This window comes from Streptococcus sp. FDAARGOS_520 (assembly GCF_003812685.1).
In the GTDB taxonomy this organism is placed as follows: domain Bacteria; phylum Bacillota; class Bacilli; order Lactobacillales; family Streptococcaceae; genus Streptococcus; species Streptococcus agalactiae.
Genome location: NZ_CP033810.1, coordinates 372,221 through 389,700, shown reverse-complemented (window position 1 = coordinate 389,700; position 17,480 = coordinate 372,221). Strand labels below are relative to the sequence as shown.

The following is a 17,480-nucleotide window of genomic DNA, read 5'->3' as shown; positions in this document are numbered from 1 at the left end:
TAGAATAGTAGTAATTATAAATAAAGGATGTACCATGAAAAAAGGACTAATGATTTCTTTTGAGGGCCCAGATGGTGCGGGTAAAACAACCGTTTTAGAAGCTGTTTTACCCTTGCTCAGAGAAAAATTATCACAAGATATTCTCACCACCAGAGAGCCTGGTGGCGTAACTATTTCAGAAGAAATTCGTCATATTATTTTAGATGTTAAACACACGCAAATGGATAAAAAAACAGAGCTATTGCTTTACATGGCTGCTCGACGCCAACATCTAGTGGAAAAGGTACTCCCAGCTCTAGAAGAAGGGAAAATAGTCCTAATGGATCGTTTTATTGATAGTTCTGTTGCCTATCAGGGATCAGGAAGAGGATTAGATAAGTCACATATAAAATGGCTTAATGACTATGCGACTGATAGTCATAAACCTGATTTAACTTTATATTTTGATGTTCCTTCTGAAGTAGGTTTAGAGCGTATTCAAAAAAGTGTTCAAAGGGAGGTAAATCGTCTAGATCTCGAGCAATTAGATATGCATCAACGCGTCCGTCAAGGTTACCTTGAATTGGCGGATTCGGAGCCAAACCGCATTGTGACGATTGATGCCTCCCAACAGCTAGATGAAGTAATAGCTGAGACATTCTCTATTATTTTAGATCGTATCAACCAATGAATCAGGAAGTACAAAGGTCATGGATTTAAAGCGAACACAACCCAAATTGCTGGAAAAGTTTAATACTATTTTACAGTCAGATAGGATGAGTCATGCCTATCTTTTTTCGGGAAATTTTGCAAGTCTAGATATGGCACTTTATTTAGCACAAAGTCAGTTCTGTGAAAAGCGCCAGAGTGGTTTACCATGTCAAGAGTGTAGAGCCTGTCGTTTAATCGCTAATGGGGAATTTTCAGATGTTAAAATCATAGAACCACAGGGGCAACTTATTAAGACAGAGACTATAAAAGAGCTGACTAAAGATTTTTCAAGATCAGGTTTCGAAGGGAAATCACAGGTCTTTATCATCAAAGATTGCGAAAAAATGCATGTCAATGCAGCCAACAGTCTTTTGAAATTTATTGAAGAACCTCAAAGTTCATCTTATGTCATCTTATTGACTAATGATGAAAACAATGTTTTGCCAACAATTAAGAGTAGAACGCAAATTTTTCGTTTTCCAAAACAATTGGACATGTTGGTTCATCAAGCTGAACAAGCAGGATTGCTAAAATCACAAGCTAGCTTATTAGCTCAAGTAGCAGACGATCCTAAACATTTAGAAATATTGTTGACTAACAAAAAGTTATTAGATTACTTGAATTTAAGTCAACAGTTTGTGACGACTTTGGCAAAAGATAGGCAAACTGCTTATTTAGAAGTATCTCGCTTGACATCGCAAGTTGTAGATAAAAATGATCAGGCATTTGTTTTTCAATGGCTGACAATAATGCTGGCTAAAGAAGGCCAACTTTATGATTTAGAAAATACTTATAGAGCTCAGCAAATGTGGAAGAGCAATGTTAGTTTTCAAAATAGTTTAGAGTATATGGTGCTTTCTTAGAAAATAATACGCGCAGAGAGGAAGAGTGAATGGATAAAAAAGACTTGTTTGATGCCTTTGATGATTTTTCACAAAATTTATTAGTTGGGTTGTCTGAAATTGAGACTATGAAAAAACAAATCCAAAAATTATTGGAGGAGAATACTGTTCTACGCATTGAAAATGGTAAACTTCGTGAGCGTCTGAGCGTTATTGAAGCAGAAACAGAAACTGCAGTTAAAAATTCTAAACAAGGAAGAGAATTACTCGAAGGCATTTACAATGATGGCTTTCACATTTGTAATACTTTCTATGGTCAACGTCGTGAAAATGACGAAGAATGTGCTTTTTGTATTGAATTATTATATAGAGATTGATGGAAATGCAAGTTCAAAAAAGTTTTAAATCAAATATACATTACGGAACACTCTATCTAGTCCCAACTCCAATTGGTAATCTAGATGATATGACTTTTCGTGCCATTAGGATTTTAAGAGAAGTTGATTTTATTTGTGCAGAGGATACACGAAATACGGGACTTTTACTCAAGCACTTTGATATTACTACTAAACAAATTAGTTTTCACGAACACAATGCTTACGATAAAATCTCTGGGTTAATTGATTTGTTAAAAGAAGGGAAATCTTTAGCCCAAGTATCTGATGCAGGAATGCCCTCTATTTCTGACCCAGGACATGACCTTGTCAAGGCTGCTATTGAAGGGGATATCCCAGTTGTATCTATACCAGGAGCTAGCGCTGGTATTACTGCTCTCATCGCTTCAGGTTTAGCTCCACAACCTCATATTTTTTATGGCTTCTTACCACGTAAGAAAGGTCAACAAATAACTTTCTTTGAAACAAAGCAAGATTACCCTGAAACACAAATCTTTTATGAGTCACCGTTTCGAGTCTCTGATACGCTAAAACACATGAAAGAGATTTACGGAGATCGCCAAGTTGTTTTAGTACGCGAATTGACGAAACTCTATGAAGAGTATCAAAGAGGAACCATTAGTCAACTTTTAGAGCATATTGAAAAGGTCCCTCTCAAAGGTGAATGCTTAATTATTGTTGATGGTAAGAGAGATACCGAGCGAGTGAAAGACAGTAGCCAACAAGATCCACTAGTATTAGTAAAAGAATATATCGCTAATGGTGATAAAACTAATCAAGCGATAAAAAAAGTAGCAAAAGAATTTAATCTCAATAGACAAGAACTCTATGCTAGTTTCCATGATTTATAAGTAATAATATAAAAAGGTTGCCAAAGAAAAATTTGGCAACCTTTTATAATCTCCGATTTAGCTATTGGAATAAAGAAGTAAGATACTTCCAATTTCCTTAAAATTTTTAATTTCAGCTCTTTTGAATACCATTGCAAATTGGATTTTATTTCTGAGAGTAGGTTATAAAAGATGGTATGCTCTTATTCCGGTTCTTTCAGGTTTTAGAAAACATGAGAGAACTTAGTAGTAAATATACTAAAGAAACTTATAGCCCTGTTTCGAATTTTTTATTGAGTTATTCTAGTACCATGGGCTTGTTTAACCCCAGTTTCTTGGCAAATATATTGATAGTTTTCAGCAGTCACACCGCCGCCAACCATAATTTCAATACGATTATTAGCATATTCAACTAATGCTTTGATATGTTTGATATTTTCTATAATTGGTTCGCCATTAGATGAACCATGTAGGAGAATCCTTGTAAAGCCTAAAGCAACTAATTGATCTATTGATTTTTTTTGGTCAGATTTCGGGATAACATCAAATGCCATATGAAAAACAAGTGGCAAACCTTGGGTAGCAGGTAGAAGTTGTTCAATGGCTTCAGTATCAATATGATTATTTGAAGTTAATATTCCCAAAACAAGAGCATCTGATTCTAACTCAACAGCACGTAGGATATCCTCTTCCATAATACGTAATTCTAAATCATTGTATACAAAATTTCCTCCACGGGGACGAATCATAACAGCGACACTAATACCTTTTTCATGTAAATATTGATTAGCTTCTTTGATAACACCGTAGCTAGGAGTAGTGCCTCCGACAGCAAGGTTATCACAAAGCTCGACACGTGAAATAATAGCTTTATCTAATCTGGTTAAGTCTGTTAAATTCTCTGCACAAAATTCCCTCAAAATCATAAATTACTCCTTTAAACTTGATTGTTCGCCTTTACCATTATATCACGAATAAAAAGCAAAATTAATCAAAAAAATCTTTACAATATTCAAAATACTGTGCTATAATCTTACACAATTATATGGAGGTGTTATATGACAATTTATAATTTTTCTGCAGGTCCTGCAGTCTTACCAAAACCAGTGCTTGTAAAAGCCCAATCTGAACTCCTTAATTATCAAGGGTCTAGTATGAGTGTTTTGGAGGTATCGCACCGCTCCAAAGAGTTTGATGATATTATCAAAGGTGCTGAGCGTTACTTAAGAGATTTGATGGGAATTCCGGATAATTATAAAGTAATCTTTTTACAAGGTGGTGCATCCTTACAGTTTAGTATGATTCCCTTGAATATTGCCAGAGGGCGTAAAGCTTACTATCATGTTGCTGGTTCGTGGGGGGAAAAAAGCTTATACAGAGGCTGTAAAACTATCAAAAACAATTCCTTTTGAACCAATTCTATTAGCTTCATCAGAAGAATCAGTTTATGATTATATTCCAGAGTTTGATGAAAAAGAGATTGATCCTAAAGCTGCCTATGTTCATGTGACAACAAATAATACCATTGAAGGAACATCGCTTTATGATATTCCTAAAACTAATGAAGTGCCTGTTATTGCGGATATGTCTTCTAATATATTAGCTGTAAAATATAAAGTAGAAGATTTTGCAATGATTTATGCAGGAGCTCAAAAAAATATTGGACCTGCTGGTGTAACGGTAGTTATTATCCGTGAAGATATGATTAATGAGGAACCAACTTTATCATCAATGTTGGATTATAAGATTCAGTCAGATGCTGGTTCTCTTTATAATACGCCGCCTGCTTACAGTATTTACATTGCTAAATTAGTCTTTGAATGGGTGAAAAGTCTAGGTGGTGTTGATGCTATGGAAAAAGCTAATCGTGAAAAATCAGGACTTCTCTATGATTATATTGATTCCTCAGAATTTTATAGTAATCCTGTCAGAGATAAAAAGAGTCGTTCTCTATGTAACATTCCTTTCATAACTATTAATAAAGATTTAGATTAAAAATTTGTAAAGGAAGCGACAGAACGTGGATTTAAAAATATTAAAGGACATCGTTCGGTAGGTGGTATGAGAGCTAGCCTTTATAATGCCTTTCCTAAACAAGGTGTCATCGAATTAATTGATTTTATGAAAACATTTGAAGCAGAAAATACATAGTAAATGTTATCACGAAAGAAAATTAAACCGTTATTATAGTCTATAATATATAAAAGTGGGTAATATAATGCAAATCAGATTAGCTTTTCCAAATGAAATTGACCAAATTATGCTTCTTATTGAGGAAGCGCGTGCCGAAATTGCTAAAACAGGAAGTGATCAATGGCAAAAAGAAGATGGATACCCTAATCGTAACGATATTATTGATGATATCTTGAACGGTTATGCTTGGGTTGGTATTGAAGATGGGATGCTAGCGACTTATGCGGCTGTCATTGATGGTCATGAAGAGGTTTATGATGCTATTTATGAGGGAAAATGGCTCCATGATAACCATCGCTATCTTACATTTCATCGTATTGCGATCTCAAATCAATTTCGTGGTAGAGGACTAGCACAGACATTCCTTCAAGGGTTAATTGAAGGTCATAAAGGACCTGATTTTCGTTGCGATACTCATGAAAAAAATGTCACTATGCAGCATATTCTAAATAAATTAGGCTATCAATATTGTGGTAAAGTACCTCTAGATGGGGTACGATTGGCTTATCAGAAGATAAAAGAAAAGGGAGAAACGAGCATCTATCGTGAGATTGATGAAAGAAATCCCATGTAAGAAAAAAAGAAAGGGGTTATTTTGGTCAATGATGACTAAAGAGATAACCTTAGTGAAAAAGAATGGTTTTTAGTGTCAAAACATTTAATAATATTAATCAAATTGGTTTACAAGAGTTAGGGAATCGTTTCCAGATTGATGGGGATATGTCAGAAAATCCTGATGCCTATATTATTCGTAGTCAAAATTTGCATAATCAGGATTTCCCAAGTAACCTCAAAGCTATTGCTAGGGCGGGTGCAGGAACAAATAATATTCCTATTGAAGAGGCAAGTGCACAGGGAATAGTCGTGTTTAATACCCCAGGTGCAAATGCTAATGCTGTAAAAGAAGCGGTCATTGCTGCCTTATTACTTTCAGCTCGTGATTATTTAGGAGCTAACCGATGGGTTAATACTCTAACTGGAACAGATATTCCCAAACAAATTGAAGCAGGAAAGAAAGCTTTTGCTGGTAATGAAATTGCAGGAAAAAAATTGGGAGTTATCGGCCTTGGTGCCATTGGAGCTAGAATTGCGAATGATGCTAGACGCTTAGGAATGACAGTTCTTGGTTATGATCCCTATGTTTCAATTGAAACAGCTTGGAATATTTCAAGCCATGTTCAAAGGGTTAAAGAGATTAAGGATATTTTTGAAACTTGTGACTATATCACAATTCATGTTCCCTTAACAAATGAAACTAAGCATACTTTTGATGCGAAAGCTTTTTCAATCATGAAAAAAGAACTACGATTATCAACTTTGCTCGTGCAGAATTAGTCAATAACCAAGAGCTATTTGAAGCGATAGAAACTGGTGTTGTCAAGCGCTATATTACTGATTTTGGAGACAAAGAATTATTAAACCAAAAAGGAATTACAGTCTTTCCTCATGTAGGCGGATCAACAGATGAGGCAGAGCTAAATTGTGCTATTATGGCAAGTCAAACCATTCGTTGTTTTATGGAGACAGGAGAAATCACTAATTCAGTTAATTTCCCCAATGTACATCAAATTCAAACCGCACCATTTCGTATTACTTTAATTAACAAGAATGTTCCTAACATTGTGGCTAAAATTTCAACTGCTGTATCAGAGTTAGGTATAAATATTGATAACATTATTAACCGTTCAAAGGGTGACTACGCCTACACACTAATAGATTTAGATGAAACGGATAATAACAAGATTTCTACTTTAATTGAAGAATTTGAAGGTGATGAGAATATCGTCCGTGTACGTTTAATTGCAAAACAACAATAAAGAACTAAAAAGTCATGAATTGCTTTTCATGGCTTTTTAAGTTATGCTTATCATATGTTATATCAAGAATTCTATCAGTCCCCTCTTGGAGAAATTCGCCTTCTAGCAGACAATCTAGGTTTATCAGGGCTTTATTTTGTTGGGCAAAAATATGATATGCTAGCAGTCAACCAAGAGGAAATTGTTAATATGTCAAATTCCTATACTTTACTTGGTAAGAAGTGGTTAGATGCTTATTTTTCACAGCAAAATTTACCTAGTATTCCATTATCATTGAGAGGGACAGCATTTCAGACGAGAGTATGGCAGGAATTACAGAAAATCCCTTTTGGAGATACCAAAACTTATGGAGAATTAGCGAAAGAGCTAAATTGTCAATCTGCACAGGCTGTTGGAGGAGCAATAGGTAAAAATCCTATTTCTCTAATTATACCTTGTCACCGTGTTTTAGGAAGATATGGTCAATTAACTGGTTATGCTGGTGGCTTAGAAAGAAAATCTTGGTTATTAGAATACGAAAAGGAGAAATAATATGTATACGTTTTATGAATACCCCAAATGTACCACTTGTCGTTCAGCAAAAAAAGAGTTAACTGAACTCGGCTTGACTTTTGAAGCGATTGATATAAAAAGCAATCCTCCCAAAGTTTCGTTATTAAAAGAATTGTTAGAGAATTCGCCTTATGACCTTAAAAAGTTTTTCAATACTTCAGGAAATTCTTACAGAGAATTAGGCTTAAAAGATAAATTTGATGATTTAACTCTTGACCAAGCTTTGGACTTATTGGCATCGGATGGAATGCTTATTAAGCGTCCATTGCTAGTTAAAGATAATAAAATTCTTCAGATTGGCTACCGTACTAAGTATAAAGACCTCAACTTAGTATAAAAAGATGATTGAGTTATAACTCAATCATCTTTTTTTGGTTTATAGTTCAATCTCCAAAATAATTGGTGTATGATCTTGACGATCACCAGAATGAATCATTTCTGACTTGGTAATTTTATCTGCGACACGGTTACTTGTTAGCCAATAATCAATTCTCCACCCTGTATTGTTGATTTTGGATGTACGACTTCGTTGTGCCCACCAGCTATAAACATTTGGAACATCGCCATGAAGGTAACGAAAAGTATCTGTAAAACCTTTGGCTAGTAGATTTGTAAAGCCTTGGCGCTCTTCAGCTGTGAATCCAGCAGAACGACGATTACTGCTAGGATTAGCTAGGTCTATTTCCTTGTGGGCTACGTTATAGTCACCTGTTGCTAGAACAGGTTTTTGACTATCCAATGTTGCTAAATACTCAGCATATTTAATATCCCATATTTGACGGTCAGCTAAGCGCTTTAGGCCATCACCTGCATTTGGAGTATAGACCTGTGTGATATAGCAGTTTTCCAATTCGAGAGTAATAATGCGACCTTCATTATCCATTGTAGTAGGAGCATCGATTTCAGGGAAGCTAACAATAGGATTTAACCCTTTACGATATAAGAACATTGTACCAGCATAGCCCTTACGAGCAGGTTCGACTGATGATCGCCAAACCAAATCATATTCTGGGAAGTAAGTTTCAAGTACTTCCAAATGTTTTTTAGTAGGTCCTTTGGCAGACAGTTTAGTTTCTTGAATCGCAATGATGTCGGCATCTTCAGCAACTAAAGTATCAATAACTTGGCGTGACATTAAAGCACGTGTTGATTCACTTGTTAATGCCGCATTGAGGGAATCAATATTCCATGAAATGAGTTTCATAATAATATCCTTTTTTATTTAGTTTAATTCGCAATATATTATATCAAAATACCAGAGGCGTTGCTATTTTACAGCTTTAGTGAGGTTTTGGTAATTTACCTTTCTCATTTTTAAGAATTTTTTCTGCGACATATTGGATAACTTCAGGATTATCAGGCAAGTCAGAATGTGTAGCATTATTACCAGTTACTGTTAGTTGGGTATAGTGTTTAGCGGTTTCTTGGAAAATATATTTACCAGTCTCCACACTAGCAAATGGAACAATTTTATCACCATCATATGAATTAGTTCCTGCCAAATTGTATACCATGAGACTTGATGGAATATTTCCTTTATTACTGATTAAATCTTTAAGCATTTGAGTATGATTTGAGGTGTTACTTTCTTCAAAGTTAAAAGGTGTTCCCATTGTTAACAATGATTTCATATCAAATTCATCAGAGTCGTAATAATCTTCTAGGAAAATAGTCCATGATAAGCCACCATTTGAATGACCGATAGCGTTAAAACGTTTAAATTTATATTTCTTCTGAAGATCATTCATAGCAATCTGTAGCCATTTTGTTTGTTTTTTGATGTTACTATAACCATCTTCATTATTTTCAAATCCAATGACAATGTAGGGTTTGTGGTCATTGCCGCTAATTTGTCCATTGTAGATAATGCTATTGTCTTTTTTGACAGTTAACTTTAAAACGCTATGTTTTTCTCCCATTTGGTTGAGCTGTGCTAACATGCTGTTAAATCGTTCTTGAGTAGCACTGGATCCTGGAATTAAAATAGTAGGAGTCATTCGAGAGTTATAGAGTTTTATTTTGTGAGCTGTTACTTTATTGATATAGGACTTACCTAAGATAGTCATTCCTATAAGGATAATAATGAAAAGTACAGGAGGAAGCCATCTAAGTAATTTTTTCATATTGCTCCTCCTTAGCGAAAGCGATTTTGACAAACGGACGATAAATAAAGAAGCCAACAACTAGAATAATTGCAGTGACTGGAAGGTAACGCCAATCCCCATTTGAAGCAAGAAAGCCAAATAGTAGACTAGGTGTACCACTTGGGACAGTATAAACTGCAGGGTCGACAAATTTTAGGTAGAGCATAAGAGCTCCAAAAGCCTCTGCAAAGATAGTTGTTAATACCATCGGAATGAATAATATTGGTTGTAAAATGACAGGTAGACCTACTAAAAATGGTAAATTTTGATCAAAAATAAGAGGAGTTAAGGTCAGTAATGTCAATTTATAGTAATTCTTCGATTGTAGTTTTCTACTTTCATATAAAACTGCTAAAAATAAGGATAATAGGATTCCAATACCGCCAAACATAGCAAAGCTATTTTTAACAGTATAAAAGGTATACAGATAAGGGATTTTATCTGTATGTTGGCTCAAGGCAGCATTTAAATTTTCGCTAACTACTGAAAAATAGGAGTAAGGACGAAATAAAATATCTGGTACAAAAAGACCTGATAAGGTTAGAAAAATAGCTAAGATAGACCAAAGCATAATAGGAATTAATTGATGTGGCCCATCACCCAGCCATTGAGAAAAGTGATTTTGTATAAGGTATTCTAAATCAATATTAGGATAACGATATAAGATATGTGACAAAATAGAAGAGATTAATAGTAGTATAGCTAACATACTATACTGGAAAATATGATGTCGATTTTGAAGCAGTCGAGTTAAAAAGATAAAAAGATACGAAATCAAAGCCAGCATAAGCCAAATGGGTTGGCTAGGATAGTGATAATCTGTACCTGGAACAACTGAAGTTAGAAGCAACCAAACAGTGGCAAAGCCAAGTAAACTTGCAGAAAAACTTTCTTTAGTTTGGTTAGATAAGTCTCTCCATACTAAACTAGCCACAAAATAACTAGCCATAAAGTAGATTAGTAAATGAGATAAATCATAAAGAGTATTGGAAACCGTATATAACCACTCGTTTTTATAAATACTGGACTTTGTTGTTTGAGCTAAAAAAGAATCATCTGATATAACGAGTTTTTGAAGGATTTCAATCCAAGAAAAAATGAGAGCAAAAGGAAAGATATCTTTAAAACTTTTATAAATTAGATAACGGCAATGATGACATTTATAAATAGTGCTGTGCATAATCTGTACTGACCTCCTAATAGGTTGTATTTATTGTAACAAATGTTAAGAATGGTGCAAGTTTTTTGGTAGTAAAATTAAAAGTAACTAATTAAACTTCAAATTAAGGGTAAATGACTTATGAGATTTTCTTTATCCTTTCATAAAGTGAGATTGCTTCAATGCTGAGGTTATGATATACTAAAACTACATTTATCATTGCTTAATAATTTATTTAGAACTGTTAGGCTAGCTAGTGCTAATATTAATACTATTTTAAACCAATCTATTAGAAAAAAAGTGCTGAGCAAGATTGCCCAGTCTTATTTTTGTTTGCCATAAAGTTAGAGGAAAATATGTCTAAAAAGTCTCACCGTCAATATCAAATATATGAAGGGCTCAGGTGTGCGGTTGCACTCTGTTTTATTTCAGGTTATATCAATGCTTTTACTTATGTAACACAAGGAAAACGTTTTGCAGGTGTACAAACAGGGAATTTGTTATCTTTTGCTATTCATCTTAGTAATAAGCATTATAGTCAAGCGCTTGCTTTTTTGCTACCTATAATGGTTTTCATGTTAGGTCAATCGTTTACTTATTTCATGAATCGTTGGGCGAATAAACATCAACTGCACTGGTACCTATTATCTAGTTTTGCGTTGACACAGGTTGCTATAGTAACAATTATATTGACTCCTTTCTTACCATCGTCGTTTACTGTGGCAGGACTAGCCTTCTTTGCTTCAATACAAGTAGATACCTTTAAATCGCTCAGAGGAGCACCTTATGCTAATATGATGATGACTGGTAATATCAAGAATGCTGCTTATTTATTAACAAAGGGACTTTACGAAAAAAATTCTGATATTTTCTTAATTGCTAGAAATACGATTATTATTATTGGAGGATTTATCTTTGGTGTTGTTTGCTCGACTTATTTTTCAAGTAAACTGGGCGAATGGAGCTTATCATTAATATTAATTCCTCTTTTATATGTCAACTTGCTGTTAGGCCATGAATTTTATAACCTACAAGTAGAAAGGCACTCCTAATGTATGGCGTTTTATGTTGAAGAGCTATACTAAAGCTGATTGTTACAATAATGATTTGAAATATCATCTCTATATATTTTATAGGATAATTATGTATGGGTTTAGAATATACTTATTACCTAACCAAAGATAAAAGTGAGTAGATTTCTACTCACTTTTATGATCTTAATTTTCGAGCTAATAAAGTCGCAAACTGTAATTTTAAGCGATTACCGTTTTCATCCACCCTGTGCAATTCACCTAAATTTTCATTATATTTGATGATTTCCCAGTCATTGTAATAAGATTTCAATTGTCCTTCTTTGAAGGTAAAAGGGAATGGAAGCGGGCAAGGATTTTCAGCGGTATCCATAGCAGAAACGATAAGATTGTATCCTCCAATCTGAGTATGTGATTGCATTTGTAAAATAATATCAGAAATGCAGTCGGGATTTAAAAACATAAATACCACAGTTGATAAAATAAAATCATAGTGCCCTTCAATAGCAGCAGTATTAATATCATACCTTTTTATATTGTAAGGAAGCTCTTCTTCTAATGCCATATTTTCTAAAGCTACAAGGCTCTGTCCGTTTGAATCGACAGAAGTCACTTGATGTCCCAGCAGCGATAAATAAAGTGAGTTTCGCCCTTGACCACACCCAAGGTCTAATATATTACTCTTCTCAGATAAGAGAGGTGCACTGGCGATAACCTCAGAATGTGTGCGCGTGAGACCATATTTTTTATGGAAGTAATCTTCTTTTTGGCAGTAAAAAGTTAGATAGCAACTTAAGTCTGGACTATTCGGCGAAACTTTATGCCAGACTTGTGGATCAACAAAAGGAATATCACTACTAGCATCAAAAATATGCCGCGAGATTTCCTCTCCATCAGGAGATAACTGGTAAAATACTAAAGAACCACTTAGAATGGTTAGTTTTGCCCAGGTGCCTTCCTTAGTATTATGCTTTTCTAAAAATGCCTTTGGAATAGACTGTGCAGTCCAAACCGGCATAGTTTTGTAGGGGAGAAGTGTTTTTGTATTAACCATATATTAACTCTCTATTTTTAATACCTTTATTATAGCAAAAGTAGATATATTATTCAGAGATATATCCAGTTGAAAAAGATTTTATGTTATAATGTATCATGATAAAAAACACCTCTCATTAGGGTGGCTTATAGGAGAAATCATGACAGAAAAAAAATCATTTTACATTACTACCCCAATTTATTACCCATCAGGTAAATTGCACATCGGTTCTGCCTATACAACGATAGCATGTGATGTTTTGGCACGTTACAAACGCATGATGGGCTTTGATGTTCAGTATTTGACTGGTCTTGATGAGCATGGTCAGAAAATTCAACAAAAGGCTGAAGAAGCAGGCATTACACCACAGGAATATGTTGATGGCATGGCTGAAAGTGTCAAAACATTATGGGAACTTTTAGATATTTCCTATGACAAATTCATCCGTACAACAGATACTTACCATGAAGAAGCGGTTGCTAAAATTTTTGAACAATTGTTGGCACAAGGGGACATCTATCTTGGTGAGTATACCGGATGGTATTCTGTTTCAGATGAAGAATTTTTTACTGAAAGCCAATTAGCAGAAGTTTATCGTGACGAAAACGGTAATATGATTGGTGGTGTTGCGCCATCTGGTCATGAAGTTGAAAAAGTTTCTGAAGAATCTTATTTCTTCCGCATGAGCAAATATGCAGATCGTTTAAAAGCGTACTACGCTGAGCATCCAGAATTTATTCAGCCAGATGGTCGTATGAATGAAATGCTTAAAAACTTTATAGAACCAGGTTTAGAAGATTTAGCAGTGTCTCGTACAACTTACACATGGGGAGTTCAGGTACCATCAAATCCAAAACATGTTATTTATGTCTGGATTGATGCTTTGATGAACTATATTTCTGCTCTTGGTTATGGTTGGTCTGACGATCTCAGTCAATATCATAAATTTTGGCCAGCAGACATTCATATGATTGGTAAAGATATTCTTCGTTTCCACTCTATTTATTGGCCTATCATGTTGATGGCGCTGGATTTGCCATTACCAAAACGTCTAGTTGCTCATGGTTGGTTTGTGATGCAAGATGGTAAAATGTCTAAATCAAAAGGGAATGTCGTTTATCCAGAAATGTTAGTAGAGCGTTTTGGTCTTGATCCACTCCGTTATTATCTCATGCGTTCATTGCCTGTTGGTTCAGACGGAACTTTTACGCCAGAAGATTATGTTGGACGTATTAACTATGAACTTGCTAATGATTTAGGAAACCTTCTCAACCGCACTATTGCTATGGTTAACAAGTATTTCGATGGAGAAGTACCAAGGTTTGCTGTTGCAACTGACTTTGATGCCGATTTAGCTTCTGTTGCGACAGATAGTATTGAAAACTATCATAAACAAATGGAAGCGGTGGATTTCCCACGTGCCCTTGAAGCTGTATGGAATCTTATTTCACGAACTAACAAATATATTGATGAAACAGCACCGTGGGTACTTGCAAAAGACGAAACAGATCGTGATAAGTTAGCAGCTGTAATGAGTCATTTAGTTGCTAGTCTACGTGTTGTTGCTCACCTCATTCAACCGTTCATGATGGAAACTTCCGATGCCATTATGGAACAACTTGGTTTAGGGGCAACATTCGATCTTGAAAAATTGACTTTTGCTGATCTACCAGAAGGTGTTCGAGTTGTTGCAAAAGGTTCACCAATTTTCCCAAGGTTGGATATGGAAGACGAAATTACTTATATCAAAGAACAAATGAATGCTGGAAAAGCACCAGTGGAAAAGGAGTGGGTTCCTGAAGAAGTTGAATTGACATCAAGCAAAGGTCAAATCAAGTTTGAGGATTTTGACGCTGTTGAAATCCGCGTTGCAGAAGTAATTGAAGTTGAGAAAGTGGAAGGTTCTGATAAACTTCTTCGTTTCCGTCTAGATGCTGGTGATGAGGGCCATCGTCAAATCTTATCAGGGATTGCAAAATTTTACCCAAATGAACAAGAGTTAGTAGGGAAAAAACTCCAAATTGTTGCTAACCTCAAACCACGTAAAATGATGAAAAAATATGTCAGTCAAGGCATGATTCTCTCAGCAGAACATGATGGTAAATTGACAGTGTTGACGGTCGATTCAGCAGTGGCAAATGGATCAATTATTGGTTAATCGAAAAGAGCATTATGCTCTTTTTTTGTTTTCAAGAAAAAAGTGACTGAATAGTTGGAAAATTATGAAAATGACCTAGAATTTATTTTTATTTTTGATATAATAAAAGACATCGATTCTAAGCATTTAGATAGAATTTGATAAGGAGAATTTATGGAAAGGGTGTAAATAGATTATTTACACTAATGGTTGCTTATGGTAAAAAAAGGCTTTTTAACGGGATTACTCTTATTTGGTATCTTCTTTGGTGCAGGGAACCTCATTTTTCCACCAGCATTAGGTGTAGCATCTGGACAAGATTTCTGGCCAGCGATTTTAGGATTTTGTTTGTCAGGAGTTGGATTAGCTATTATTACCCTCCTACTAGGCACACTAACTAATGGTGGTTATAAGACAGAGATGTCGGAAAAATTTAGTCCGTGGTTTTCTTTAACATTTTTAGTTATACTCTACCTAACTATTGGTCCACTTTTTGCTATTCCTAGAACAGCAACGGTTTCTTTTGAAATTGGGGTTGCTCCAATTGTAGGGCATAGTCCGATTGCTCTTTTGTGTTTTACAGCCTGTTTTTTTGCTGCAGCTTATTATCTCGCTATTAGACCAAATGGTATATTAGATAGTGTTGGAAAAATCTTAACGCCTGTTTTTGCCTTTTTAATTCTCTCTTTGGTTGTTGTTGGAGCTATTGCTTATGGAAACTTGGAGAGTGCTAAGGCGAGTGCTGACTATGCAGGAAAAGCGTTTGGAAGTGGTGTCTTAGCAGGCTATAATACACTTGATGCACTTGCAGCAGTTGCTTTTTGTCTAGTAGCAACAGAAACGCTTAAAAAGTTTGGTTTTAAAACTAAAAAAGAATATTTATCAACCATTTGGATTGTTGGAATTGTTACTAGTTTAGCATTTAGTATTTTATATATTGGCTTAGGTTTTTTAGGGAATAAGTTTCCTGTCCCAGCTGATATTTTAGCTGACCCAAATGTTAATAAAGGAGCTTATGTATTATCACAAGCATCTTATAAATTATTTGGAAATTTTGGTCGTTATTTCTTGAGTATTATGGTAACATTGACATGCTTTACAACAACAGTTGGGCTTATTGTGTCAGTATCTGAATTTTTTGATAAGAACTTTCGTTTTGGGAATTATAAATTATTTGCTACTGTTTTTACTTTGATTGGCTTTTTAATTGCTAATCTTGGTTTAAATGCTGTAATTACTTTTTCAGTTCCTGTGCTAACTTTATTGTATCCGATTGTTATTGTTATTGTCTTAATTATTTTGATTAATAAGTGGTTGCCGCTTTCAAAAAAGGGAATGTCTTTGACAATTGGTCTTGTCACTTTAGTGTCGTTTGTTGAGGTTCTAGCGGGACAATGGCAAGAAAAAACATTAACTCAGTTAGTTGGATTCCTCCCCTTTCATACTATTTCAATGGGGTGGCTAGTTCCAATGTTGATTGGTATAGTATTTTCTTTGGTGCTGTCAGATAAACAAAAAGGCCAAGCATTTGATTTAGAGAAATTTGAAGGATAGCACTATTTCAATTTTATAGATATGTCAAAAAGGTTAAAACTTAGTTTTAGCCTTTTTTATATCAGATTTTTTTAAATGATATATAGATTGTAGTAAGGTGTGATTAAACTAAGATATAAACACTTTTTAAAAATTATTTTATAACAGCTGTGGATTGAAAATATACATTTTTCTTCTAGGTTTAAATGAGCGTAACAATCATATTTATAGTATAAAAATAAAGTTTGAAATGCCTTCGTATAAAAAAATATACATTATATATTTTCCTGTTGACAAGGTGTATAATTTCTGATATATTTATTTTTGCTTAATTTATTGTTAATATTTATATATAAATTAATATTTAATTAAACATAGGTGAGTGATGAACGAAGTTCTTAGACAGGAAAAAAAATATTTAATATCACTTGAAGATTACTATCTTTTATCTAAGAAATTTTCCCAAGTAATGACGCTCGATTCGCATAGTTCAGACGACGGCTATACTATCCGTTCGCTATACTTTGATTCTTTAGAAGATGTTGATTGGCAAGAAAAGGAAGATGGTGTTGAGATACGAAGAAAGATTCGTTTGCGCAATTATGGTAGTCAAAGCAATTTTGCGAAATTAGAAATGAAACAAAAACAAGGTGCTAATCAAAAAAAGCGCTCTCTAAAATTAAGCAAGACAGATGCTCAAGCGCTGATTAATGGTAACAATAGTGTTTTATTAAATTATCCGGATACATTTGCTGCGGAGTGTTGTTCAAGGATAACAACGCAACTTTATCAACCTAAAACGGTTATTGAGTACCAAAGAAAAGCTTTTGTTGCTAAGGAAAACAATATCCGAATCACCTTTGACCACCATATAATAGGTACAGAGGCTAGTTATGATATTTTCTCAGAGGATTTAAATCAAAATTATTTATTAGATCCTTATCTTGTTATTTTAGAAGTTAAATATAATGGATTTTTATTGTCTTATATTAAAGAACTCTTAGATTCGGTAGATAGAAGTGAACTTTCAGCGAGTAAGTATTGTTTAGGAAGAGCTGTTAGTAAACATTATCGTTTTTAGTGAAAAAGTATATACGTTAATTATTATTAAATGTGAGAGG

General features: G+C 34.4%; 16 protein-coding genes and 2 pseudogenes. 13 read left to right on the top strand and 5 right to left on the bottom strand.

Going from position 1 to position 17,480, the window contains the following annotated elements; genetic code table 11:
• Positions 1–34 precede the first annotated feature (34 nt).
• Genes tmk through rsmI form a run of 4 tightly spaced genes read left to right on the top strand, consistent with a single transcriptional unit; the run spans position 35 to position 2,778 of the window.
• Positions 35–670 (top strand): dTMP kinase, encoded by a 636-nt coding sequence (gene tmk / locus EGX96_RS02035; protein WP_000715592.1) that lies wholly within the window; start codon positions 35–37, stop codon positions 668–670.
• Positions 671–689: 19 nt separating this feature from the next.
• Positions 690–1,553: a DNA polymerase III subunit delta' gene (locus tag EGX96_RS02030; RefSeq protein WP_000364565.1), complete on the top strand. Its 864-nt coding sequence runs from the start codon at positions 690–692 to the stop codon at positions 1,551–1,553.
• A 29-nt stretch (positions 1,554–1,582) separates the two neighbouring features.
• Positions 1,583–1,909: a DNA replication initiation control protein YabA gene (gene yabA / locus EGX96_RS02025; RefSeq protein ID WP_000358198.1), complete on the top strand. Its 327-nt coding sequence runs from the start codon at positions 1,583–1,585 to the stop codon at positions 1,907–1,909.
• Positions 1,909–2,778 (top strand): 16S rRNA (cytidine(1402)-2'-O)-methyltransferase, encoded by an 870-nt coding sequence (rsmI, locus tag EGX96_RS02020; protein ID WP_000425856.1) that lies wholly within the window; start codon positions 1,909–1,911, stop codon positions 2,776–2,778. The genes yabA and rsmI overlap by 1 nt, the downstream gene beginning before the upstream one ends.
• 269 nt (positions 2,779–3,047) lie before the next feature.
• On the opposite strand, the gene EGX96_RS02005 is transcribed toward rsmI, so the two are convergent.
• Positions 3,048–3,683: a copper homeostasis protein CutC gene (locus EGX96_RS02005; protein ID WP_000603277.1), complete on the bottom strand. Its 636-nt coding sequence runs from the start codon at positions 3,681–3,683 to the stop codon at positions 3,048–3,050.
• A gap of 132 nt (positions 3,684–3,815) precedes the next feature.
• Between EGX96_RS02005 and serC the strand changes: the two are divergent.
• From serC to EGX96_RS01980, 5 genes and pseudogenes are all read left to right on the top strand, one after another.
• A pseudogene (serC, locus tag EGX96_RS02000) lies at positions 3,816–4,908 on the top strand (3-phosphoserine/phosphohydroxythreonine transaminase).
• 67 nt (positions 4,909–4,975) lie between these two features.
• Positions 4,976–5,524: an acetyltransferase gene (locus EGX96_RS01995; protein ID WP_001167085.1), complete on the top strand. Its 549-nt coding sequence runs from the start codon at positions 4,976–4,978 to the stop codon at positions 5,522–5,524.
• Between the two features lie 62 nt (positions 5,525–5,586).
• A pseudogene (locus EGX96_RS01990) lies at positions 5,587–6,767 on the top strand (phosphoglycerate dehydrogenase).
• Positions 6,768–6,821: 54 nt separating this feature from the next.
• Positions 6,822–7,298 carry a methylated-DNA--[protein]-cysteine S-methyltransferase gene (locus EGX96_RS01985; protein WP_000966772.1) on the top strand — a complete coding sequence of 159 codons (477 nt, stop codon included), beginning with the start codon at positions 6,822–6,824 and terminating at the stop codon, positions 7,296–7,298.
• Position 7,299: 1 nt separating this feature from the next.
• A complete protein-coding gene (locus EGX96_RS01980) occupies positions 7,300–7,656 on the top strand; it encodes an arsenate reductase family protein (protein ID WP_000287944.1) in 357 nt (118 codons plus the stop codon).
• Between the two features lie 39 nt (positions 7,657–7,695).
• On the opposite strand, the gene EGX96_RS01975 is transcribed toward EGX96_RS01980, so the two are convergent.
• From EGX96_RS01975 to EGX96_RS01965, 3 genes are all read right to left on the bottom strand, one after another.
• Positions 7,696–8,523, bottom strand: coding sequence for an exodeoxyribonuclease III (locus EGX96_RS01975; RefSeq protein WP_000767484.1), 828 nt, complete (start codon positions 8,521–8,523; stop codon positions 7,696–7,698).
• Positions 8,524–8,599: 76 nt separating this feature from the next.
• Positions 8,600–9,442 (bottom strand): alpha/beta hydrolase, encoded by an 843-nt coding sequence (locus EGX96_RS01970; protein WP_000735436.1) that lies wholly within the window; start codon positions 9,440–9,442, stop codon positions 8,600–8,602.
• Entirely contained in the window at positions 9,426–10,643 is a 1,218-nt protein-coding gene (locus tag EGX96_RS01965) for a PTS sugar transporter subunit IIC (protein WP_000556335.1), read from the bottom strand. The genes EGX96_RS01970 and EGX96_RS01965 overlap by 17 nt, the downstream gene beginning before the upstream one ends.
• Positions 10,644–10,978: 335 nt before the next feature.
• On the opposite strand from EGX96_RS01965, the gene EGX96_RS01955 reads away from it, so the two are divergent.
• Entirely contained in the window at positions 10,979–11,674 is a 696-nt protein-coding gene (locus EGX96_RS01955) for a YoaK family protein (protein WP_000039372.1), read from the top strand.
• A gap of 157 nt (positions 11,675–11,831) precedes the next feature.
• Here EGX96_RS01955 and tehB read toward each other — a convergent pair whose 3' ends face one another.
• A complete protein-coding gene (gene tehB / locus EGX96_RS01950; RefSeq protein WP_000248364.1) occupies positions 11,832–12,707 on the bottom strand; it encodes an SAM-dependent methyltransferase TehB in 876 nt (291 codons plus the stop codon).
• A 142-nt stretch (positions 12,708–12,849) separates the two neighbouring features.
• Here tehB and metG point away from each other — a divergent pair, with 142 nt between their 5' ends.
• The 3 genes from metG to EGX96_RS01935 all read left to right on the top strand — a co-directional run bounded on the left by metG (position 12,850) and on the right by EGX96_RS01935 (position 17,440).
• Positions 12,850–14,847 (top strand): methionine--tRNA ligase, encoded by a 1,998-nt coding sequence (gene metG / locus EGX96_RS01945; RefSeq protein ID WP_000136757.1) that lies wholly within the window; start codon positions 12,850–12,852, stop codon positions 14,845–14,847.
• Between the two features lie 195 nt (positions 14,848–15,042).
• Positions 15,043–16,380, top strand: a complete 1,338-nt coding sequence (gene brnQ / locus EGX96_RS01940; RefSeq protein WP_000239244.1) for a branched-chain amino acid transport system II carrier protein — start codon at positions 15,043–15,045, stop codon at positions 16,378–16,380.
• Between the two features lie 364 nt (positions 16,381–16,744).
• The gene (locus EGX96_RS01935; protein WP_001006714.1) at positions 16,745–17,440 is read left to right on the top strand and encodes a polyphosphate polymerase domain-containing protein; all 696 of its coding nucleotides are present in this window, start codon (positions 16,745–16,747) and stop codon (positions 17,438–17,440) included.
• The last annotated feature ends 40 nt before the right edge of the window (positions 17,441–17,480 follow it).